At 71.9% G+C, this 20,634-nt stretch carries 15 protein-coding genes and 1 pseudogene; 8 read left to right on the forward strand and 8 right to left on the reverse strand.

Features of this window, described 5'->3' with window-relative positions:
- Nucleotides 1-25 precede the first annotated feature (25 nt).
- The 3 genes from ACXKR8_RS30120 to ACXKR8_RS30130 all read right to left on the reverse strand — a co-directional run bounded on the left by ACXKR8_RS30120 (nucleotide 26) and on the right by ACXKR8_RS30130 (nucleotide 4,429).
- Nucleotides 26-1,489: a DUF2079 domain-containing protein gene (locus ACXKR8_RS30120; RefSeq protein WP_458267711.1), complete on the reverse strand. Its 1,464-nt coding sequence runs from the start codon at nucleotides 1,487-1,489 to the stop codon at nucleotides 26-28.
- Nucleotides 1,490-1,591: 102 nt separating this feature from the next.
- On the reverse strand, nucleotides 1,592-4,105 hold the full coding sequence (locus ACXKR8_RS30125) for an HAD-IC family P-type ATPase (protein WP_458267712.1): 2,514 nt from the start codon (nucleotides 4,103-4,105) through the stop codon (nucleotides 1,592-1,594).
- A 42-nt stretch (nucleotides 4,106-4,147) separates the two neighbouring features.
- Nucleotides 4,148-4,429, reverse strand: a complete 282-nt coding sequence (locus ACXKR8_RS30130; RefSeq protein ID WP_458267713.1) for a DUF2530 domain-containing protein — start codon at nucleotides 4,427-4,429, stop codon at nucleotides 4,148-4,150.
- A gap of 213 nt (nucleotides 4,430-4,642) precedes the next feature.
- Here ACXKR8_RS30130 and ACXKR8_RS30135 point away from each other — a divergent pair, with 213 nt between their 5' ends.
- The 4 genes from ACXKR8_RS30135 to ACXKR8_RS30150 all read left to right on the forward strand — a co-directional run bounded on the left by ACXKR8_RS30135 (nucleotide 4,643) and on the right by ACXKR8_RS30150 (nucleotide 10,039).
- A complete protein-coding gene (locus ACXKR8_RS30135; protein WP_458267714.1) occupies nucleotides 4,643-6,106 on the forward strand; it encodes an NCS2 family permease in 1,464 nt (487 codons plus the stop codon).
- 150 nt (nucleotides 6,107-6,256) lie between these two features.
- Nucleotides 6,257-7,894, forward strand: coding sequence for a COG1361 family protein (locus ACXKR8_RS30140; protein WP_458267715.1), 1,638 nt, complete (start codon nucleotides 6,257-6,259; stop codon nucleotides 7,892-7,894).
- 169 nt (nucleotides 7,895-8,063) lie between these two features.
- Nucleotides 8,064-8,498 carry a MarR family winged helix-turn-helix transcriptional regulator gene (locus ACXKR8_RS30145; protein ID WP_458267716.1) on the forward strand — a complete coding sequence of 145 codons (435 nt, stop codon included), beginning with the start codon at nucleotides 8,064-8,066 and terminating at the stop codon, nucleotides 8,496-8,498.
- Between the two features lie 107 nt (nucleotides 8,499-8,605).
- Nucleotides 8,606-10,039 (forward strand): MFS transporter, encoded by a 1,434-nt coding sequence (locus ACXKR8_RS30150; RefSeq protein ID WP_458275115.1) that lies wholly within the window; start codon nucleotides 8,606-8,608, stop codon nucleotides 10,037-10,039.
- Nucleotides 10,040-10,135: 96 nt separating this feature from the next.
- On the opposite strand, the gene ACXKR8_RS30155 is transcribed toward ACXKR8_RS30150, so the two are convergent.
- Entirely contained in the window at nucleotides 10,136-10,654 is a 519-nt protein-coding gene (locus ACXKR8_RS30155) for a GNAT family N-acetyltransferase (protein WP_458267717.1), read from the reverse strand.
- Nucleotides 10,655-10,713: 59 nt separating this feature from the next.
- Between ACXKR8_RS30155 and thpR the strand changes: the two genes are divergently transcribed.
- Nucleotides 10,714-11,301, forward strand: a complete 588-nt coding sequence (gene thpR / locus ACXKR8_RS30160) for an RNA 2',3'-cyclic phosphodiesterase (protein ID WP_458267718.1) — start codon at nucleotides 10,714-10,716, stop codon at nucleotides 11,299-11,301.
- Nucleotides 11,302-11,314: 13 nt separating this feature from the next.
- Here the strand turns inward: thpR and ACXKR8_RS30165 are convergent, their stop codons facing one another.
- Entirely contained in the window at nucleotides 11,315-12,526 is a 1,212-nt protein-coding gene (locus ACXKR8_RS30165; RefSeq protein WP_458267719.1) for a thiolase C-terminal domain-containing protein, read from the reverse strand.
- Between the two features lie 197 nt (nucleotides 12,527-12,723).
- Between ACXKR8_RS30165 and ACXKR8_RS30170 the strand changes: the two genes are divergently transcribed.
- A complete protein-coding gene (locus ACXKR8_RS30170; protein ID WP_458267720.1) occupies nucleotides 12,724-14,013 on the forward strand; it encodes an acyl-CoA dehydrogenase family protein in 1,290 nt (429 codons plus the stop codon).
- Between the two features lie 5 nt (nucleotides 14,014-14,018).
- A complete protein-coding gene (locus tag ACXKR8_RS30175) occupies nucleotides 14,019-14,666 on the forward strand; it encodes a nitroreductase family deazaflavin-dependent oxidoreductase (protein WP_458267721.1) in 648 nt (215 codons plus the stop codon).
- 134 nt (nucleotides 14,667-14,800) lie between these two features.
- Here ACXKR8_RS30175 and ACXKR8_RS30180 read toward each other — a convergent pair.
- Both ACXKR8_RS30180 and ACXKR8_RS30185 read right to left on the reverse strand, forming a co-directional pair.
- Nucleotides 14,801-15,447: pseudogene (locus ACXKR8_RS30180) on the reverse strand (TetR/AcrR family transcriptional regulator).
- Nucleotides 15,448-15,599: 152 nt separating this feature from the next.
- Nucleotides 15,600-16,934, reverse strand: coding sequence for a class I SAM-dependent methyltransferase (locus ACXKR8_RS30185; protein WP_458267723.1), 1,335 nt, complete (start codon nucleotides 16,932-16,934; stop codon nucleotides 15,600-15,602).
- Nucleotides 16,935-17,152: 218 nt separating this feature from the next.
- On the opposite strand from ACXKR8_RS30185, the gene ACXKR8_RS30190 reads away from it, so the two are divergent.
- Nucleotides 17,153-19,576: an outer membrane protein assembly factor BamB family protein gene (locus ACXKR8_RS30190; protein ID WP_458267724.1), complete on the forward strand. Its 2,424-nt coding sequence runs from the start codon at nucleotides 17,153-17,155 to the stop codon at nucleotides 19,574-19,576.
- A 53-nt stretch (nucleotides 19,577-19,629) separates the two neighbouring features.
- On the opposite strand, the gene galE is transcribed toward ACXKR8_RS30190, so the two are convergent.
- A complete protein-coding gene (gene galE, locus ACXKR8_RS30195; RefSeq protein ID WP_458267725.1) occupies nucleotides 19,630-20,610 on the reverse strand; it encodes a UDP-glucose 4-epimerase GalE in 981 nt (326 codons plus the stop codon).
- Nucleotides 20,611-20,634 lie beyond the last annotated feature (24 nt).

Raw genomic sequence — 20,634 nt, forward strand, 5'->3', positions numbered from 1 at the left:
CCAGATCCAGGTGCGGGCCGGCCGGTCAGCCGCTGACCAGCTGGGCCACCTGGAACTGCCCCTCGTTGAAGATCACCTTGTAGGTGGCGTTGGGGTACTGCTGCTTGGCGTACGCGGCCACGTCCGAGGGCGGGTCGGACCAGCCGTAGGAGAGGTCCAGCGCGAAGTACTGGGCCGGCTGGACCGGTCCCGTGCCGACCCAGTACAGCTTGGTGCGGGTGGCCAGGTGGTCCATCAGCGTGATGTTGGCCTCGACCGTCGCCCCGTCCGGGACGGTCGCGGCCGCGCGCTTCAGCATGGCGACGCGGTCGGCGGAGTTGAGCACGGACGGGTCGGTGGCATTGGTGATCGGTAGCGCCCAGACCACACACAGCGTCACCGAGATCGCGGTGACCACGGGGATCACCGCCTTGGTGGCATAGGAGCGCAGCCATTCGATCCTTCCGGCGTCGGCCCGCCCGATGCCGTCGATCACGGCCAGGAACAGGATCGGCATCAGCACCGCGTTGTAGTGCCAGTTGGTGTCCCAGTAGAACTCGACCGAGCCGGTGAAGCGCCAGAACAGCGTCGGCAGCACCACGATCACCAGCGGCGAGCGCAGCGCCATGAAGCCGGTGATGGCGAGCAGGTAGCCGGTGGTGTGCAGCTTGACCACCGGGTTGACCAGCGTGTTCAGGGTGTGCAGCGGCTGGCCGAACAGCGTCTGCACGATCGAGCCGCCGGGCAGGTTCGACGCGTAGTCGTAGTGGTCGTGGATGTTGAAGTGCGGGATCACCACATTGAGGGTGAGCAGGAACATCAGCGGGCCGAAGACCGCCAGCAGCAGCCCGACGGTCCACTGCCGGTTCAGCAGCAGCACCACGCCGATGGCGGCCACGGTCAGCCCCATGTCCTCCTTGACCAGGACCAGCGGCAGCGCCCAGAACGCCGCCGCGTACCAGCGCTTCAGCACCAGGTTGCGCATCACCATGGCCAGCAGCGGCACCCCGAAGGCGATCTCGTGGAAGCCGGCGTCGGCGGCCCGCTGCAGTCCGAAGGACAGCCCGTAGGCGGCGCCGAAGGCCAGGCCCTTGGCGCGGCTGCTGACCTCGGCCACCGTCTTGGAGACGATGCCGACCGACCAGGCGAACAGCGCGGCCTGCCCGATCAGCAGCGTGGTGGTGGAGGGGAACAGCAGGTAGAACGGGCCGAGCAGGGCGATGATCGGGCTGAAGTGGTCGCCGAGGATGTTGTAGCCGACGCCCTTGATGGTGACGATCGGCGCGTGCAGGTGCGCGTACTGCTGCACTTCCTGGACGAAGATCGAGTTGTCCCAGGACATCGACGCGTAGTGGGTGTAGCGCATGATCGAGATCGTCGAGTAGACGACCAGGAACAGCGCCGCGAGCACCAGGTGCGGCCACAGGCCGCTGCCGGGGACGAAGCGCCGGAACCGGGATTCGGCCGGAACGCCGATGTCCGCCGCGGGCGCATCGGTGTCGGTGGTCATGGTCTCCCCTGGGCGCGACTCGTACGGATCTGCCAGCACGGTACAGGGGATAACTGTGCCGCAAGGAGACCCGGGCCGGAATTTGAGACCTGACATGTCAGATCAGTCATGCTCCCCGGTGGGACGCATCAGCCGCCAGGTCAGTTCCAGGGCCAGCCCGGCGGCCAGGGCGATGCCCACTGCCGTCCAGGGGTCGCGGTAGCCGTGCAGGTCGAGCTGGAAGAAGTCCTGGAGCCAGGGGACGACCAGGACGATCCCGAAGCAGACGGCCATCCCGATCACCAGGACCACCCGCCACCAGGTGTAGGGACGCGCGATGATCGCCAGCGCCCACAGCGCCACCAGGAACAGCGTCACCGTGGTCGAGCTGGTGTCGGCGACCTGCCCGGTCGCATGGTCGGCCCGCGCCAGCATGTAACAGGTGAACGAGGCGGCGCCGGCGATCAGCCCGGCCGGGATGGCGAAGCGCAGCACCCGCCGGACGAAGCCCTCCCTGGCCCGCTCGGTGTTGGGCGCCAGCGCCAGGAAGAAGCCGGGGACGCCGATGGTCAGCGCGCTGAGCACGGTGGAGTGCCGGGGCAGGAACGGGTACGGCACCCGGCAGACGATCACCGCCAGCGCCAGCAGCACCGAGTAGACCGTCTTGACCAGGAACAGGTTGGCGACCCGCTCGATGTTGCCGATCACCCGGCGCCCCTCGGCGACCACCAGCGGCAGCGTCGAGAAGCTGTTGTCCAGCAGCACGATCTGGGCCACCGCCCGGGTCGCCTCGCTGCCCGCGCCCATGGCGACGCCGATGTCGGCGTCCTTGAGCGCGAGCACGTCGTTGACGCCGTCGCCGGTCATCGCCACATGGTGGCCGCGCGACTGCAGCGCCCCGACCATGTCCCGCTTCTGCTGCGGGGTGACCCGGCCGAAGACCGAGTGCTGCTCGACCACGTCGGCGAGCAGCTCGGGGTCGGTCGGCAGGGTACGGGCGTCCACCGGGTCGTCGGCGCCGGGCAGGCCCAGCGAGGCGGCGACCGCGCCGACCGAGACTGCGTTGTCGCCGGAGATGACCTTGGCGGCGACGTTCTGCTCCGCGAAGTAGGCCAGGGTCTGCGCTGCGTCCGGACGTAGCCGCTGCCGCAGCACCACCAGCGCCAGCGGGACCAGGCCCAGCGCGGGGTCGGGCGCGTCCAGGGTGGTTCCGCTGCGGCCGAGCAGCAGCACCCGCAGGCCCTGCGCCCCCAGCTGGTCCACCTCGGCCAGGGCCGGGTGCCCGGCCGGCAGCAGCACGTCGGGCGCGCCCAGCAGCCAGGTCGACTCCTGGCCGTCGGAGTCCCCGCCGTCCGAGTCTCCGCCGTCCGACTCTCCACAGGCCGGCCCCTGCAGGGTCGCGCCGGACCACTTGCGGGCGGAGGAGAAGGGGGCGGCCTGCAGCAGCCGCGGGCCGCCCGCGCCGACCGGGTAGGTGTCGATGATCGCCTTCAGGCTGGCGTTGGGCCTGGCATCGGCGGTGCCCAGCACCCCCAGCACCTGCTCCGCCAACGCGCGGTCCGCCGCCCTGCGGTCGGCTGCCCCGGCCTCCGCGTCGGCCTCCGTTCCGGCCACCACGTCTGCTGCTGTGCCGTCCGGCGTCAGGACCCGCAGCTCGGTGATGTCCATGCCGCCCTCGGTGAGGGTGCCGGTCTTGTCCAGGCAGACGGTGTCCACCCGGGCCAGCCCCTCGATCGCGGGCAGCTCCTGGACCAGGCACTGCCGCCGTCCCAGCCGGACCACGCCGATGGCGAAGGCCATCGAGGTCAGCAGCACCAGGCCCTCCGGGACCATCGGGACGATCCCGGCCACCATCCGCCGTACGGCCTCCGCCACGTCCTGCTTGTTGACGTACAGCTGACTGAGGATCAGGCCGATCGCGGTGGGGATCAGCAGCCAGGTGATGTAGCGCAGGATCGTGTCGATGCCGGTGCGCAGCTCCGAGGAGACCAGGGTGAACCTGCTCGCCTCCTCGGCCAGCTGCGCCGCGTACGCCTCGCGGCCGACCCTGGTGGTGGTGAAGGAGCCCGAGCCGGCGACCACGAAGCTGCCGGACAGCGCCGCGTCCCCCGGGTGCTTCAGCACCGGATCGGCCTCGCCGGTCAGCAGCGACTCGTCGATCTCCAGCCCGTCGGCCGCGCTGACCTGGCCGTCCACGCTGATCCGGTCGCCGGAGCCCAGCTCGACCAGGTCGCCGAGGACGATCTCGGCATTGGTCAGCTCCACGCTCACGCCGTCCCGGCGGACCCGGGGGTGGGCCTCGCCGACCACGGCGAGGTTGTCCAGGGTGCGCTTGGCGCGCAGCTCCTGGAAGATCCCGATGCCGGTGTTGGCGACGATGATGAAGCCGAAGAGGCTGTCCTGGAGCGGTCCGACCACCACGATCACGGCGAACAGGCAGCCGATGATGGCGTTGAACCGGGTCAGCACATTGGCCCGGACGATCTCCGTGGTGGAGCGGCTGGAGCGCACCGGAACGTCGTTGACCTCGCCGCGGGCGACCCGTTCGGCGACCTCCGCGCTGGTCAGACCGGTGGGCGGCGCCCCTGCGGCCAGGTCGGATGCGGCGGCTGCTGCGGGTCCGGCCGGTGAGGTCATGCTGCTGAGCCTAGGCGGGCGGCTGCCGCCGTGCTGCCGGGCTTACGCCGACGGGGTCTCCGCGGCCCCGGCGGCTTCCGCCTCCGCCGCCCTGGAACGGGCGATGGCGTCCCGCCGGGCGCGGCAGTACCAGATGCCGATCAGCCCGAGCGCGGTCCCGGTCAGGCAGGTCCAGAGCCACTTGATGTCGTGGTGCGAGGACAGCCGGCTGTGGAAGGGGAGCAGCACCAGGAAGGCGACCAGCCACAGCACGGTGCCGCCGGTCACGATGGCGACGTCATTGGCCTCCATGGGAGGCGCGGCGGGCAGCTTGGTCGTCTTCACGGGGACAAGAGTACGGGGGGTGCTCAGGAGCGGAGGGCGACACCCCTGTTCGAGTGAGTTTTAGAGGATCGCACAGTCTACGCGCGCAGATAGCCGATCTCCTTTAGGCGATTCATACTGACCGTTCCGGATCGAGCGGCGAGCCCTCTTGACGTTTCGTGCTCGGACTTTGATCCATCTGTACGTCCAGCACTGTGCACAAAGGAACTACACATGTCATCCGTGGCCACGGCCAAGGCCGAGCAGTCCGAGCCCGGCGGCGGCAGCACCCCGCCCCGCAACGCCCTCGACCGCTACTTCAGGGTCTCGGAGCGCGGCTCCTCGTTCGCCCGGGAGATCCGCGGCGGTGCCGCCACCTTCTTTACGATGGCGTACATCATCGTGCTGAACCCGATCATCCTGTCCTCGGCTGTGGACAAGTTCGGTCATCACCTGAATGGCGGTCAACTGGTCACTGCCACGGTGATCACAGCGGCCTTCACCACCCTGCTGATGGGGGTCATCGGCAACATCCCGCTCGCCCTCGCGGCCGGCCTCGGCACCAACAGCATCGTCGCCCTGCAGCTCGCGCCCAAGATGAGCTGGCCGGACGCGATGGGCATGGTGGTGCTGGCCGGGCTCGCGATCATGCTGCTGGTCGCCACCGGGCTGCGCGAGCGGGTCATGAGCGCGGTCCCGCTGGGGCTGCGCAAGGCCATCGCCATCGGCATCGGCCTGTTCATCGCGCTGATCGGCCTGGTCGACGGCGGTTTTGTGACCCGGCTGCCGGATGCCGCGCACACCACCGTCCCGCTGCAGCTCGGCAACGACGGCCACCTCAACGGCTGGCCGGTGCTGATCTTCATCGTCGCCGCGCTGCTCACCGTGGTGCTGATGGCCCGCAAGGTCCCCGGCGCCATCCTGATCAGCATCGTCGCCGCGACCGTGCTCGCCGTGGTGATCGACCGGATCGCGCACGTCCCGGCCGCGCAGTGGGGGCTGACCGTCCCGGAGATCCCGCACAGCATCGTCGCCACCCCGGACTTCGGCCTGATCGGCAAGGTCAGCCTGTTCGGCGGCTTCCACCAGGTCGGCGTCCTCACCGGCGTGCTGTTCGTCTTCACGGTGCTGCTGTCCTGCTTCTTCGACGCGATGGGCACCATCCTCGGCGTCAGCGACGAGGCCCACCTGCTGGACAAGCAGGGCAACCTGCCCGGCATGAGCAAGGTGCTGATGGTGGACGGCATCGCCACCGCCGTCGGCGGCGCGACCTCCAGCTCGGCCAACACCTGCTTCGTGGAGTCCACGGCCGGTGTCGGCGAGGGCGCCCGCACCGGTCTGGCCAGCGTCGTCACCGGCCTGTTCTTCGTGGTGGCGCTGTTCCTCACCCCGCTGGCCACCATGGTCCCGACCCAGGCGGCGACCCCGGTCCTGGTCGTGGTCGGCTTCCTGATCCTGTCGAACAGCATCCGCGACATCGACTGGTCCGATTTCACCCTGGCGGTCCCGGCCTTCCTGACCATGGTGATCATGCCGTTCACCTATTCGATCACCAACGGCATCGGCATCGGCTTCCTGGTCTTCTGCGTCCTGAAGATCGCCACCGGCCGCGTCCGCGAGGTCCCGGTCGCCCTCTACGTGGTCGCCGCGGTGTTCGCCTTCTACTACCTGATGCCCGCGCTGGGCCTGGGACAGTAGGCACACCGCTGGCATCAGTTGGATAACGGTTCCCTGGGATTGGTCGGTGAATGTCCGAATCCCGCATGTCTGCACCCTGGTTGACCGGCCCCGGCAATTCACCCGTGTCCTTATGCTCCGCAGGATTACTCCTGTGAACGAAGGATCCTGATGGGACGCATGCACATGCGGCGGGCCGCCGCTGGGGCGGTTGCCGTGCTCACGGCTACGACCGGTCTGTTCGTCGGCCTGACGGTCGCTCCGGCGACGGCGGCCGGGACGCGCTTCGTGGTCGAGCCAGGTTTCGACCGCACGGTGCCGGTCCGGGCGGACGGCAGCGGCGCGGCATACCGCCCGCTGAATGTGTCCATCGCGGCATTCGGCCATGAACTGCTGGGCGTGAAGGTCGCGGTGGACGGTTCGGCGCTGAAGGGCTTCGCCGAACTCGCGCTGCCGCAAGGCTGTGCCTACACCACGGACCACCTGCACGAGCTGTGCTCGCTCGGGGATGCGCAGGCGGGCTTCTACACCCTGGATGTGGGCGTCCGGGCGACGACCGGCGCGGTCGCGGGCCGCCACGGCGACGTGCGGTTCAAGGTGACGGCCGGCAATGCGACCGAGGAGTCGTCCGGTGAGCCCGACAGCGTCGGCGTCACCGTGGGGAACGGGCCGGACCTGGCGATCAACGACCTGGGCAGTGAGATCAAGGCTCCGGCCGGGGCCACCACCGAGCTGCCGATCCAGGTGACCAACCTCGGCAGCAGCGACGCCAAGGGCGTCACCGTGTATGTGCACGACGACTACGAGATCGCGACCGTTCCCGGCAACTTCAACAACTGCACCTACGAGACCGAGGCAGGCGCCCACCGCGGCGTGGAGTGCACCTTCCCCGACGCCGTGGTGAAGCCGGGGGAGAGCTATGCCCTGGCCACTCCCTTCGCGGTGACCGTTCCCGCGGGCGGACACGCCGACGCGATCAGCTACGGCGACGGCCCGCTCAGTGACAGCCCCCCCGGCGACGGGAGCGGGACCAAGGGCACCGGCGGGGTACTGGCGCTGGTCAAGGTCGTCCACCCGCAGGGCAACGCGGCGGTTCCCGACCCCGGCACGGACATTGACGAGTACAACAACTACAACACGACCGGCCTCGACACCGGGATCGTGGCGGACGCTTCGGGCATCGGCGGCACGGTCAACGGGACCGTGGGCAAGGTCAGCAGCGCGACCGTCGGCGTGCGCAACACCGGGACCGTCCCGCTCAGCGTGCTGCGCCAGATCGGCGAGCAGGGCAAGGGCACGGTCGGGGTCTATGTGGACTTCCCCGGCGAGGTGGCGGTCACCAGTGTCCCCAGCGCCTGCAAGACGGTGCAGGCCGGCCCCGATGGCATGGTCGCGTCCGGCGACAGCGTGCCCCACGCCTACGCCTGTCAGACCAGTCGGGTCCTCAAGCCCGGGCAGCAGGCCACCTTCACCTTCGGCATCAAGCCGCTCAAGATTCTGAGCCGGGCGTACGCGGGTGTGGTGGCGCTGGCTGCCGAGGACAACGGCGCCAACTTCGACAACAACGTGACCAAGCTCTACCTCAACGCGGCCAAGGCCGGTGCGAAGCCCACGGCTCCGACGGGCGGCTCGGGTTCCACGGCCACGGCCACGGCCTCTGCCTCCGCCTCGTCCGGAGGGTCGCTGGCCACCACCGGTGGCGGCAGTGACGCGATGCCGATGATGCTGGCCGGCGCGGCGGCGATCGCGCTCGGCGCCGGCGCGGTGGCCGCGGTCCGTCGCCGTAGGGCCGGCGGCAGCCACAGCTGACGACGCCGCCGCATTGCGGCAAGCCGCACCGCAGTAACGCGCGTGGGCGCCCGCCTCACCCCGGTCGGGGGAGGCGGGCGCCCACGCCCGTTTCCCGTGGTGCTGGGGGGCCGGGGGCTCATGGGCAAAGGATTTTACTTAGGCTGGGTAATGAGTTAGGCTAACAATCATGCCTGAGTTCTCCGAGAGCGACGCCGCGGCGGTCAGTACGCTGCGGTCCGCCGTGATGCGACTCTCCCGACGCCTGCGGAACCAGCGGGTCGAGGAGTCGCTGACGCCTACCGAGATGCAGGTGCTGGCGACCCTCGCCCGCTGCGGTAGCGCGTCCCCGGGTGAGCTGGCCCGCAAGGAGCACGTCCAGCCGCCGTCGATGACACGGATCATCGCGATGCTGGAGGAGAAGGGCCTGGTGCGGCGGGAGCCGCACCCCGACGACCGGCGCCAGGTCGTCGTCAGCAGTACCGAGCAGGCTGAGAGCATTCTCGACCAGAGCCGGGCCAAGCGGGACGCCTGGCTCGCCGAGCTCGCCGGGGGCCTCGACGAGGAGGAGTGGGCGCTGCTGCGTGCCGCCGCTCCGGTACTGGAGCGCCTCGCGCAACTGTGAGCCGCTGAACTGCACCACTGATTCACCACAAGCCAGGGGACGAGCTATTGCCTGCACAAACCGGAGACACCACGCGCCGCAACCACAGCACTGACACCACCAGCAACATCAGCCCCGCGACCGAGGCCGACACGGCCGACGCCCCGCTGCTGAACGACACCGTCGTCCCCGGTGACGACGACCCCGACGAACGCAACGGCGAACGCAACGGCGGCCCCGCGGCCGATGCCGCTGCCGAGCCCAAGCGCGGCATGTTCTCCGCGCTGGGCAACCGCAACTACCGCTACTTCTTCATCGGCCAGGTCGTCTCCAACTCCGGCACCTGGGTCCAGCGAATCGCGCAGGACTGGCTCGTCCTCAGCATCACCGGCAGCGCCTTCGCGGTCGGTGTCACCACCGCGATGCAGTTCCTGCCGATGCTGCTGTTCGGGCTGTTCGGCGGAGTCCTCGCCGACCGCTTCCCCAAGCGCCAGCTGCTGATCGCCACCCAGGCCGCGATGGGCCTGCTCGCCGCCGGCCTCGCCGCGCTGACCCTCACCGGCAACATCCAGGTCTGGCACATCTACATGTTCGCCTTCCTGCTCGGCCTGGTGACCGTGGTCGACAACCCGACCCGGCAGACCTTCGTCTCCGAGATGGTCGGCAAGAAGGACCTCGGCAACGCGGTCAGCCTCAACGCCGCCAACTTCCAGACCGCCCGGCTGATCGGCCCGGCCGTGGCCGGCCTGCTGATGGCCGCGGTCGGCGCCGGGTACGCCTTCGCGGTGAACTCGGTCTCCTTCGGCGCGGTGATCCTCGGCCTGCTCGCCATGCGCAGCTCCGAACTCCACCGCACCCCGCGCATCCCGCGTGAGAAGGGCCAGCTCAGAGCGGGTCTGCACTATGTCGCCGGACGGCCCGACCTGATCTGGCCGATCGTGCTGATCGGCTTCATCGGCACCTTCGGCTTCAACTTCGCGACCATCCTGTCCGCCTTCTCGTACTCGGTGTTCCATGTCGGCCCCGGCCTCTACGGGCTGCTGAACACCGCGATGGCGGTCGGCTCACTGGCCGGAGCGCTGCTGGCGGCCCGCCGTAGCAGGCCCCGGCTGCGGCTGCTGGTCGGTGCGGCGCTGGCCTTCGGCGTACTGGAGTCGGTATCGGCGCTCTCGCCCGACTACTGGACCTTCGCGGCGCTGCTCACCCTGGTCGGACTGTTCGGCGTCAGCCTGAACACGGCGGCGAACTCGCTGATCCAGCTGCGTACCGACCCGGCGATGCGGGGCCGGGTGATGAGCCTGTTCATGATGGTCTTCACCGGCGGCACCCCGCTGGGCGCACCGCTGGTCGGCTGGATCACCGAGCAGTACGGGCCCCGGATCGGCCTGCTGGTCTGCGGCCTGGTCTCGGCGGCGGCGGCCGGAGCCATCGGCCTGGTCCTGGCCCGGATCGGCAACCTCCGGCTGCAGCTCGACCTGCACCGCGGGCCTGAGCACCAGCTGGTGACCTTCGTCCCGCGCCAGCGGGTGGGCCTGGACGTCGAGGTCGCCACCGCGGCGTGACGTGATCTCAGAGCGGGGCGGGGCGGGGGCTTGAACGGAACCCCGAGGGGGCCCGCCCCGCCCCGGCCCCCGAGGGGCCCCGCCCCGCTCCGCTGTTCAGTCCAGCCGCTGCGCCAGCAGCATGCCGGGCCAGTCCGGCTCGCCCGGCCTGGACACGGTGAACGGCTCCACCTCGGTGAATCCCTGGCCGCGGTAGTAGGACTTGAGCTTGCCGTCGTCCCCGGCGTAGCAGTCCACCCGCAGCAGGCCGATGCCCCGGCTCCGCGCCTCCGCGCGGGCCCGGTCCAGCAGGGCGCCACCGACACCCTGGCTCCTGAGCCGGCGTTCGGTGGCGAGCAGGTTCACATACAGCTCGGGCTCCCCGGCCGGACGCACATAGGACGCGGCTGCCTCGGACACCGAGACCACCCCGGCGAGTGCCCCGTCCAGCACGGCGACCAGGGCCTCGCCGCGTTCGATCCGTCCGGCCACCCGTTCCACCAGGGCGGGACGGGTGGACCAGGGCTCGCTGCCCCACTGGCCGGTGCGCCCCTGGGCGACCAGCCATTCGACGGTGCCGTCCATCATTGCCAGCACGCCGGGGAGGTCCCCGGGCTCAGCCTTGCGTATCTCCATACGATCTTTCTATCCGTCCGGCCTTCCACTGCGGAAGGGCGATGGCCGAGACTGCCCGGATGAGACTCTTCGCCGCCGTCGTGCCGCCCCAGGCAGCGATCAAGGAACTGGCCGCCGCCGTCACCTCGCTGCAGGCGCTGCCGCAGGCCGCCGCGCTGCGCTGGACCGCCAAGCCGACCTGGCACCTCACCCTCGCCTTCCTCGGCCAGGTGGACGCCGCCGACCTGGACGCCCTGGGCGGACGCCTGGCCGCGGCCGCCGCGACCGTCGACCGGGCCCCCGAGCTGCGGCTGGCGGGCGGCGGGCGCTTCGGCGAGCGCGCGCTCTGGGCCGATGTGCGCGGTGACGTCCGCCCGCTCGGCCGCCTCGCCGAGGAGGTCGCGGACGCCGCCCGGGCGACCGGGATAGCCGTCGACGAGCGGCCGTTCCGGGCCCATCTGACCCTGGCCCGCAGCGGTGCCAGCCGCGCCGGGGGTCCGGCCCCGGCCGGGACGGACCTGGCGCCGCTGGCCGCCGCCCTCGCCGACTTCTCCGGGGTGGCCTGGCCGGCCGGGGAGCTGCGGCTGATGCGGAGTCATCTCGGCGTGGGCCCGGCCCACTACGAGACGGTGGCGTCCTGGCCGCTGGGAGGGCATGAATCCGCCTAGCGGGTGCGACGCCTCAGCGCCCCAGCACCATCGTGGCGGAGGAGCAGAACCAGCCGCCGGTGCCGCTGACCAGCGCAAGCGCGGGTACGGAGCCGTCCGGGCGGCGGACCTGGCGGTCGGCCGGGTACTCGCCGCGCAGCTGGCGGACGGCCTCGGTGATCAGGAAGAGCCCGCGCATCCCGGGGTGGCAGGCGCTGAGGCCGCCGCCGTCGGTGTTGACCGGCAACTCGCCGTCCCGGAGCAGCCGGCCGTGCTTGGCGTCGACGAAGGGGCCGCCGTCCCCCTTGGCGCAGAAGCCCAGGTCTTCCAGGGCGACCAGCGGCATATAGCTGAAGGCGTCGTAGATCTCGGCGAGGTCGATGTCGGCGGGGGTGACCCCGGCCCGTCGGTAGGCGAGGCGGCCGGAGACCGCGGCGGGGGAGACGGTGAAGTCCTCCCACTCGGACATCAGGCTGTGGCTGAGGTGCTCGCCGGTGCCGAGCACCCACACCGGGTCGTGCAGCGTGTCCGGCACGTACTCCTCGGCGGCGAGCAGCACCGCACAGCCGCCGTCCGAGCGGATGCAGCAGTGCAGCTTGGTGAAGGGGGAGGCGATCTCCGGTCCGGCCAGCACCTCGTCCACGGTCAGCGGGCTGCGGTACATCGCCTCGGGGTTGCTCGCCGCGTTGGCCCGGGCCTGGACCGCGACGCCCGCGAGCTGTTCCAGGGTGGTGCCGTACTCGTGCATATGGCGGCGGGCGGCCATCGCGTACTTGGCGATCAGGGTGTGCCCGTACGGGGCCTCGAACTGCTGCGGGCCACGGGCGCCGAGGGCGATGCCGGCGGTGCGGCGGCCGGCCTTGAGGTCGGCGCGGGCGGTGGAGCCGTAGACCAGCAGCACGGCGTTGGCGTGTCCGGCGGCTATCGCGTCGGCGGCGTGGGCGGCCATCACCTCCCAGGTGGAGCCGCCGACCGAGGTGGAGTCGGTCCAGGTGGGGCGCAGTCCGAGGTACTCGGAGACCTCGACCGGGGCGAGGATGCCGAGCCCGGCCGAGGCCACCCCGTCGACGACCGAGCGAGGCAGCCCGGAGTCGGCGAGGGCCCGGCGCGCGGCCTGGGCGTGCAGGTCGAACGGGGTGGCCCGGTCCACCCGTCCGCAGTCGGAGTGGGCGACGCCGACGACGGCCACCCGGCGGCGGCGCGGCGAGTCTTCCGGGACCGGGGAGTGCAGCGACGGTGCGGGCACGGGTGGATCAACTCCCTTGGGGGACTTCGGGGGGCGTCGGGGGGCGTCGGGGGATGTCAGGGGGCGTCGCGGAACAAGAATCTGACGGTACATCAGATTTGCTGTGCTGCGCCCCTGTGCCCGGTCGGCCGGTCCTTCTAGGATGACGATTCGTCAGATCCAAGCAGCAGGCTCGCAAGCAGAAGGCTGGAGACGTCATGGATCCCGCGCTCACCCCGGAACAGGACGCCGTCCGCCGCACCCTTCGCGAGGCCCTGGCGAAGAACTGCGGCACCGAGCAGGTACGTGCGGCGGCGTCAGGCCCCGAGGGCTACGACCGGGCGCTGTGGCAGCAGCTCTCGGAGCAGCTCGGCCTGCCCGGCCTCACCCTCCCCGCCGAGCACGGCGGGGCCGGCCTCGGCCCGGTGGAGCTGGCCCTGGCCTGCGAGGAGACCGGGCGGGTGCTGCTGCCGTCCCCGCTGCTGGCCTCCTCGGTGCTGGCCGCCGCCCTGATCGACGCCCTCGGTACGGACGAGCAGCGGGCCGTCCTGCTGCCCGACCTCGCGGTCGGCGCGCGCACCGCCGCGCTGGTCCTCGCCGCCTCCCCGGCGCTGGCGCTGGGCCTGGCCCCGACCGGCCCGGGCGACGGCCTGCCCGACGGCACCACCGCCGGCGGCGGCCGAGCGGGCGGCATCCAGGCCCGACCGGCCCCGAACAGCGAGGAGGACGGAGCCGACGCCGGCTGGCTGCTCTACGGCGAGGCCGGGCAGGTGCTGGACGGGGCCCGCGCCGACCTGCTGCTCGTCGCCGCCCACACCGGCGGCTTCCCGCGCAGCCGCACCGTCCTGTTCCTGGTCCAGGGGGACGCGGCCGAGGTGCAGCGGAGCAGGCTCGCCGCGCTGGACGACACCCGCGCCCTCGGCCGAATCGAACTGCGCGACGCCCCCGCCGTGCCGCTGGGCGACCCGGCCCGTGACGCCGGGCCCGCGCTGGCCCGCACCGGGCTGCTCGCGGCCCTCGCGGTGGCCGCCGAGGCGGTCGGCGCGGCGGCCCAGTGCCTGGCTAGAACGGTGGAGTATGTGCAGGTCAGAAAGCAGTACGGGCGCGCGATCGGCTCCTTCCAGGCGGTGAAGCACCGGCTCGCGGACGTCTATGTCGCGGTGGAGACGGCGCGCTCGGCGGTCTACTACGCCGCCTGGGCGCTGGAGCAGCAGGCCGAGGACACCGGCGCGGCGGTGCCGCTGGCGCTGGCCCATGCGCTGGACAGCCTCCGTACCGCCGCCGCCGAGGCGATCCAGCTGCACGGCGGGATCGCCATCACCTGGGAGCACGACGCCCACCTCTACTTCAAACGCGCCGCCGCCGACGAGCTGCTGTTCGGGCCGCCGCACCTGCTGCGCGCCCTGGCCGCCGAGCGCGCGGCCCTGTTCGCGCGCCCCCGAACCGGCCCCCAACCCGGCTCCCGACCCCGCCCGCGCGCCCGCGCGCACGCCTCGACGAAGGGATGAGCCCGATGGCCGCGGCACCGACCCCCCGCCCGCCCCGGTCCCGGCAGGAGGCCCTGGTCCAGAGGCTGTCCTCGACCGTGCTCTTCGCCCGGATCGCCCCGCACCTGCTGCCGCCGCTGGACAAGGCGGTGCACCGGCTCAGCGGCGGAAAGGTGATGCTCAGCCAGTACATGCTGCCGTCGGTGTTCCTGACCACCACCGGGCGCCGCAGCGGCGAGCCGAGGGTGGCGCCGCTGGCCTGCCTGCCGGAGCGCGGCGGCAGCTTCCTGGTCGTCGGCAGCAACTTCGGCCGCACCGACCATCCGGCCTGGACCGGCAACCTGATCGCCGAGCCCACCGCGCTGGTCGAGCACCGGGGCCGTACGGTGCAGGTCACCGCGGGGCTGCTGGACGGCGCGGAGCGGGAGGCGGCCTGGGCCGCGCTGCTGCGGATGTGGCCCCCGTACGCCGTCTACCAGGCCCGGATCGACCGGCAGATCCGGGTCTTCCGGCTGACGCCCGCCGACACCGGCACCGACACCGACACCGGCACCGACGCCGAGGCCGAGGCCGCTGACGGTGCCGAGGCCGACGCCGCCGGGCAGGCCGATGACGCCGGGCGGGCCGACGCCGCCGGGCAGAGCGAAGGGCGGTCAGCTCCGGTGAAGGAGTGACCGCCCTTGAGGTGGACGTGGGTGCGGGACTCGAACCGGGGTACCTCCCCCGAGGCACGCCCGGAGGCTCAACCCGGCCGGACAGGCGGCCGGGGCCCGCTGGACCCAGGACTGGTGCTGCGGCCGTCCGAACGCTACTTCGGCGGCTTCTTTCCGGTCATGCCCAGGTAGACCAGGAGCGCCAGGTTGGGCTTGAGCTCCTTGGCCTTCACGCCCAGGAGTCGAATCCCTTCTGGTGCTCGGCGACGGCGGCCAGCATGGCCACCAGGGAGCCGGCGATGGCCGGTGCACTGACCGACTTGTCCGCCTTCCCGGTGTCCTGCATGACCTTGAGGGAGTCCGTGAGTGAGTTGGTCACGGCGTTGAGGATTTTCATGCGGATCTTGAAGAACCGCTTGTCCCCTTCCGCCGATCCCAGGGTCACCACGCGGAGAATGGCCTCGTTGTCGCGCCAGAAGTTGAGGAAGCCTTCTACAAGCTCCTCAGCCGTCTGGTAGCCGGACTTGCCGGCCCACGACTTCTCGGCGACCAGATCCTTGAGGGCGGCGCCTTCCCGAGCCATTCCGTCCGCGATTTCGAGGACAGCGCCCTCGACGTCGGGGAAGTACTGGTAGAACGTTGCGGGGGAGGTACCGGCCATCCGGGCGACGTCGATGACCTTGACGTCCCGGTAGGGCGATGTGCTGAGCATCTCGCTAAGGCATTCGAGCAGCTTCTGCCGCGTCGCCTGCCCGCGTCGCCCGGCGACACGCCCGTCGACGGTGCGAACTTGTCCTGTCATGCCGTCAGTTTACCGTGGCAAGATCCCCGCGCTATTCGGCGGTGTGCCAAATGGTCCGTCAGGCTGACGGGGCGCCGGTTTCCGGGGCCCGAACCGCCCCTGAAAACCGCCGCCCCGTCAGTTCACCAACCGGTCGCCGACCGCCCCGCCCGTCAGCTCACGGCCCCGGCCCGGTCCGCCCCCAGCCACTCCGCCCGGGTCGCCGGGAGCCTGCTGTCGCCGTCGGATCCGGTGCGCACCGCCAGGATCTGGTTCACCCCGATCCGGTTCTCCTCGAATGCCAGCGCCGAGGCCGCCATGTAGAGCCGCCAGACCCGGGCCCGGCCCACGCTGGTCAGTTCCAGCACCCGGTCCCAGTCCTGCTCCAGGTTGTCGACCCAGCAGCGCAGGGTCTTGGCGTAGTGCTCGCGCAGCGACTCCACGTCCCTTATCTCGAAGCCCGCCTCCTCCAGCAGGCTGACGGTGTTCCCGACCGGCGAGAGGTCCCCGTCCGGGAACACATAGGCCTCGATGAAGGGGCTGGTCCGGTAGGGCTCGCCGGGCAGGTTGGGCCGCCGGGCGATCTGGTGGTTCAACAGCCGGCCGCCGGGGGCGAGCAGCCCGTAGAGGTTCTTGCCGTAGCCGCGGAACTGGTCCGGGCCGACGTGCTCGCCCATGCCGATGCTGGAGATCGCGTCGTACGGGCCGTCGTCCACCTCGCGGTAGTCCTGCAGCCTGACCGTGAGCCGGTCGCTGAGCCCGGCCTCGGCGATCCGGGCCCTGGCCCCCTCCGCCTGCTCGGTGGAGAGGGTGATGCCGACCCCCTCGACCCCGTAGTGCCGGGCGGCGTGCAGCAGCATCGAGCCCCAGCCGCAGCCCACGTCCAGCAGCCGCATCCCCGGCTGCAGCCCCAGCTTGCGGCAGACCAGGTCGAGCTTGGCGTCCTGGGCGTCCTCCAGCGTGGTCGTCCCGGTCGGCCAGTAGGCGCAGGAGTAGACCAGGGAGGGGCCGAGGACCAGCCGGTAGAAGTCGTTGCCGACGTCGTAGTGGTGGCTGATCGCCTTGCGGTCCCGGCGCAGCGAGTGCCGGCTGCCGGCCTCCTTGACCTTGACCGCCTCCTCCGGCGGCAGCGGCGGCCGGGGGCCGATCACCCCGGCGCCGGCCACCGTGCGCAGCAGCCTGCGGCCCTGCGGGCCGAAGAGGTCGCGCGGGTTCGGCCGCAGCGTCACCGTGTGGGTCTGCTCGACCAGCCGGGCCAGCGTGGTGAGCAGGTCGTAGAGGTCGCTGCCGGGGTCGAGCTCCAGATCGCCCGCGACATAGGCGCGGGCCAGCCCCAGCTCGTCCGGGCGCCAGAGCAGGTGCCGCAGCGCGCGGCGGTTGCGCAGCACCAGCAGCGGGGCGTCCGGGGGGCCCGCCTCCGTTCCGTCCCAGGTCCGGATTCTGATCGGCAGCTTCGTCCCGAGCAGATCCTCCAGGACCTGGACCAGTTGTTCGGCCGTTCCACTCATACCGTGCCTCCACCTTCGCCGGACAGGTCAATCTAACTCTCTTGCAACGTTTCTCAGATCCGCCGGATGCGTTGCCCGGAAGGTGTCCACACCCATGGGGTACTGGTGCGTACTGGATATCGAGCCTGAATTTGTCCGGCCTGGTTGGCCCTGGCACGGGTCGGCGTTGGACAATCAGGCACAGCGGGCTGCTGACGCACGCGGTACCAAACGGGGAGGTGGCTGACGACGTGGACCAGCTGACGGCGCACGATCCCAGGCGGATCGGCGCCTTCGAGGTGCTAGGGCGCCTCGGCGCGGGCGGAATGGGCCTGGTGTACCTGGCCAGATCCTCCGCGGGGCGGCGCGTCGCGATCAAGACCGTGCGCGCGGAACTGGCCGAGGACCAGCTGTTCCGGGTGCGCTTCGCCCGTGAGATCGCGGCGGCCCGCACCGTCAGCGGCTTCTACACGGCCGCCGTGGTCGACGCCGACGCGGACGCCCCGGTGCCGTGGCTCGCCACCGCCTACATCCCGGCGCCCTCGCTGGAGGACCTGGTCGCCGAGTGCGGCCCGATGCCGGTGGACGCGGTGCGCTGGCTGATCGCCGGGATCGCCGAGGCGCTGCAGTCGATCCACGCCGCCGGGCTGGTCCACCGCGACCTCAAGCCCTCCAATGTCCTGGTCACCGAGGACGGCCCGCGCGTGATCGATTTCGGCATCGCCGCCGGGGTCTCCCACACCAGGCTGACCATGACCAATGTCGCCGTCGGCACCCCCGCCTACATGTCGCCCGAGCAGGCCAGGGACAGCCGCAGCGTGACCGGGGCCAGCGATGTGTTCTCGCTCGGCTCACTGCTGGTCTACTCCTCGACCGGGCACGCGCCGTACCACGGGTCCAACCCGGTGGAGACGGTGTTCATGCTGCTCCGCGAGTCCCCCGACCTGTCCGGGCTGGCACCGGAGCTGGCCCCGCTGGTCAAGGCCTGCATGCGGCCCGCGCCGGAGCGGCGGCCGACCCCGGCCCAGATCCAGGCCGAGCTGGCCCCGCACCTGTTCTCCAACGGGGACGGCGGCGACGACGACCGCGACTGGCTGCCGCCGGTGGCGCTGGAGCTGATCGACCGCAAGCGGGGACGGCGGCCCAGCGGGGGCCTGGTGGGCGCGGCCTCGGCGGCGTTCGTACCGGCGCCGGCTCCCTCGCCCGCTCCGCTGCCCGCGCCGGTCTCCGCGCCGTTCGACCCGCGGACCTCGCACCCGGTCCAGGCGCTGCCCTCCGGTTTCCCCGGTTCCGCAGCCGCGGCCGCGCCCTCGTCGCTGGACGACCATCCGCCGACCCGGCGGGTCCAGCCGGCCGGCGGCGGCGCCCGCCGGCACGCCGGGGCGCCCGACGTCGAGGCCTCCGCCCCGGTGGTGCAGCTGGTCGGCGGCTCGGTCTCGATCGGGCCGGGGGTCAAGGCGGGCGACCCGGCCAACGGCGATCCGGTGCCGCACCCCGGCACCGGCTGGGTCCGCCGCGTCCCGGCGCAGCCCGAGGCCGCGGCGCTGCCGCTGCCGCCCACCGCGGAGGCCCGCTGGCGGCCCTGGCGGTTCCGGATGTCCAACGACGTCTGGGGGGTGCCCCAGGTCAGCGACGGTGTGCTCTACGTCACCAGCTTCGAGGTGCACGCCTTCACCATCGCCACCGGACGCCGCCGCTTCAAGACCCGCGACGTGGCCTGGGCGATGGCCGTCGCCGACGGCCAGGTGCACGCGGCGGACGGCCCGGCCCTGTTCACCCTCTCCGCCGACGAGGGCGCGGAGCGCTGGCGGGTGGCCCTGGACGGCTGGACCTACTCGCTGGACGCGGGCGGCGGCGTGGTGGTCGCGGGCACCCGCGGCGGCGGCGTCCAGGTCCGCTCGGCGATCGACGGCAGCCAGATGTGGCAGGCCGCGGACGCCCAGCAGGACTACGAGAGCCAGCAGTCCGGCCCCTGTGTGGTCGGCGACTCGGTCTACTACTACGGCGGCGGACGGCTCCGGGCCATGGACCTGACCACGGGCCGGCTGCGCTGGACCCACCCGGTCGGCGAGGACGTGCCGTCCCGCCCGGTGCTGCGGCACGGGCTGCTGCACCTCACCTCGGGCAGCCGGATCCTGGCCCTGGACGAGGAGACCGGCGCGGAGCGCTGGCGCTTCGACGCCCCGGTGGTCCTCTTCACCCCGCCGACGCTGGACGAGCAGGGCGGCCTCTACGCCGCCGACTACCTCGGCGCGGTCTTCGCCCTGGACGCGGCCACCGGCACGCAGCGCTGGCGGGCTCGTACCGGCGGACGCCAGGGTGTGGACCCGGTGGTGGTGGTCGACGGCACGGTGCTGGTCGGCAGCGGGGACACGGTCTATGCCTTCGACGCCCGCCAGGGCGAGGAGCGCTGGCGCTACAGCGCCCGCGGGGACCTCGCCGGCGCCCCGGCGGCGGCGGGCAGCCTGGTCCACATCGGCAGCAGGGACCACTCGGTGCACACCCTGGACCTGCTGACCGGGCGGCTCCGCTGGAAGCTGGACACCGGCGGCGAGATCACCGGCTCCCCGGTCGCCGTGGACGGGCGGGTCTTCGCCTGCAGCAAGGACCGCTGCGTCTACGCCCTGGACGCGGCGCTCGGCACCGCCACCTCCACCGGCTGAGGGGGCGGCGCTCGGGCCTGCTCCTGCCCGCTGGGCTCCGGTGGCTGCCGGGGTCAGGCCCGGGCCGGGGGGTGGCGGTGCTGCCAGCCGGACCAGGCGGAGCTGACCATCGACTCCAGGTCGTACTCGGCGGTCCAGCCGAGCTCCTTGGCGATCAGGTCGGCGGAGGCCACCACCCGGGCCGGGTCGCCGGCCCGGCGGGCGACGACCTCGCCGGTCGCGTCCAGCCCGGTGACCCGGCCGATGGCGTCCAGCATCTCCCGGACCGAGACGCCCTCGCCGCGGCCGATGTTGAGCACCAGCTCGGTGCCGTCCGGATCCGCCTCCAGCCGCCGCACCGCGGCCACGTGCGCGGTGGCGACGTCGGCGATGTGGATGTAGTCGCGGACGCAGGTGCCGTCGGGGGTGGGGTAGTCCGCGCCGAAGACCAGCGGGGGCAGCCCGGCCGCCAGCCGTTCGAAGACCATCGGCACCAGGTTGAAGACCCCCGGGTCGCCCAGCTCGGGCGTCGCCGCGCCGGCCACGTTGAAGTAGCGCAGCGACACCGTGCCCATGCCGTGCGCCCGCCCGGTCGCCTTGACCAGCCACTCGCCGGCCAGTTTGGTCTCGCCGTAGGGGCTCATCGGCAGGCAGGGGGTGTCCTCGGTGACCACCTCCACGTCCGGCATGCCGTAGACCGCGGCGGAGGAGGACAGCAGGAAGCGGCGCACCCCCGCCCCGGCCGCGGCCTCCAGCACGGTGCGCAGGCCCTCGACGTTCTCCAGGTAGTAGCGCAGCGGCTGCTGGACCGACTCGCCGACCTGCTTCTTGCCGGCGATGTGCAGCACCCCGGTGATCTGATGCTCCGTCATGAGCCGTTCCAGCAGCGGCCGGTCCAGGGTGGATCCGGTGACCAGCGGGATCCCCGGCGGGAGCCGGGAGGGGTCGCCGGTGCTGAGGTCGTCCAGGACCACGACGGCGCGCCCGTCCGCCGCCATGGCGCGTACGACATGCGCCCCGATGAAGCCTGCACCGCCTGTGATCAGCCACGTCATGCGCCCAGACTAACGGCGGCCGGG

This window comes from Streptacidiphilus sp. PAMC 29251 (assembly GCF_054208735.2).

Excerpts from the sequence above, each read along its gene's own strand:
- ACXKR8_RS30120 (WP_458267711.1), bottom strand. The coding sequence starts at position 1,489 with ATGACCACCGACACCGATGCGCCCGCGGCGGACATCGGCGTTCCGGCC.
- ACXKR8_RS30125 (WP_458267712.1), bottom strand. The coding sequence starts at position 4,105 with ATGACCTCACCGGCCGGACCCGCAGCAGCCGCCGCATCCGACCTGGCC.
- ACXKR8_RS30135 (WP_458267714.1), top strand. The coding sequence starts at position 4,643 with ATGTCATCCGTGGCCACGGCCAAGGCCGAGCAGTCCGAGCCCGGCGGC.
- ACXKR8_RS30140 (WP_458267715.1), top strand. The coding sequence starts at position 6,257 with ATGGGACGCATGCACATGCGGCGGGCCGCCGCTGGGGCGGTTGCCGTG.
- ACXKR8_RS30145 (WP_458267716.1), top strand. The coding sequence starts at position 8,064 with ATGCCTGAGTTCTCCGAGAGCGACGCCGCGGCGGTCAGTACGCTGCGG.
- ACXKR8_RS30155 (WP_458267717.1), bottom strand. The coding sequence starts at position 10,654 with ATGGAGATACGCAAGGCTGAGCCCGGGGACCTCCCCGGCGTGCTGGCA.
- thpR (WP_458267718.1), top strand. The coding sequence starts at position 10,714 with ATGAGACTCTTCGCCGCCGTCGTGCCGCCCCAGGCAGCGATCAAGGAA.
- ACXKR8_RS30170 (WP_458267720.1), top strand. The coding sequence starts at position 12,724 with ATGGATCCCGCGCTCACCCCGGAACAGGACGCCGTCCGCCGCACCCTT.
- ACXKR8_RS30175 (WP_458267721.1), top strand. The coding sequence starts at position 14,019 with ATGGCCGCGGCACCGACCCCCCGCCCGCCCCGGTCCCGGCAGGAGGCC.
- ACXKR8_RS30185 (WP_458267723.1), bottom strand. The coding sequence starts at position 16,934 with ATGAGTGGAACGGCCGAACAACTGGTCCAGGTCCTGGAGGATCTGCTC.
- galE (WP_458267725.1), bottom strand. The coding sequence starts at position 20,610 with ATGACGTGGCTGATCACAGGCGGTGCAGGCTTCATCGGGGCGCATGTC.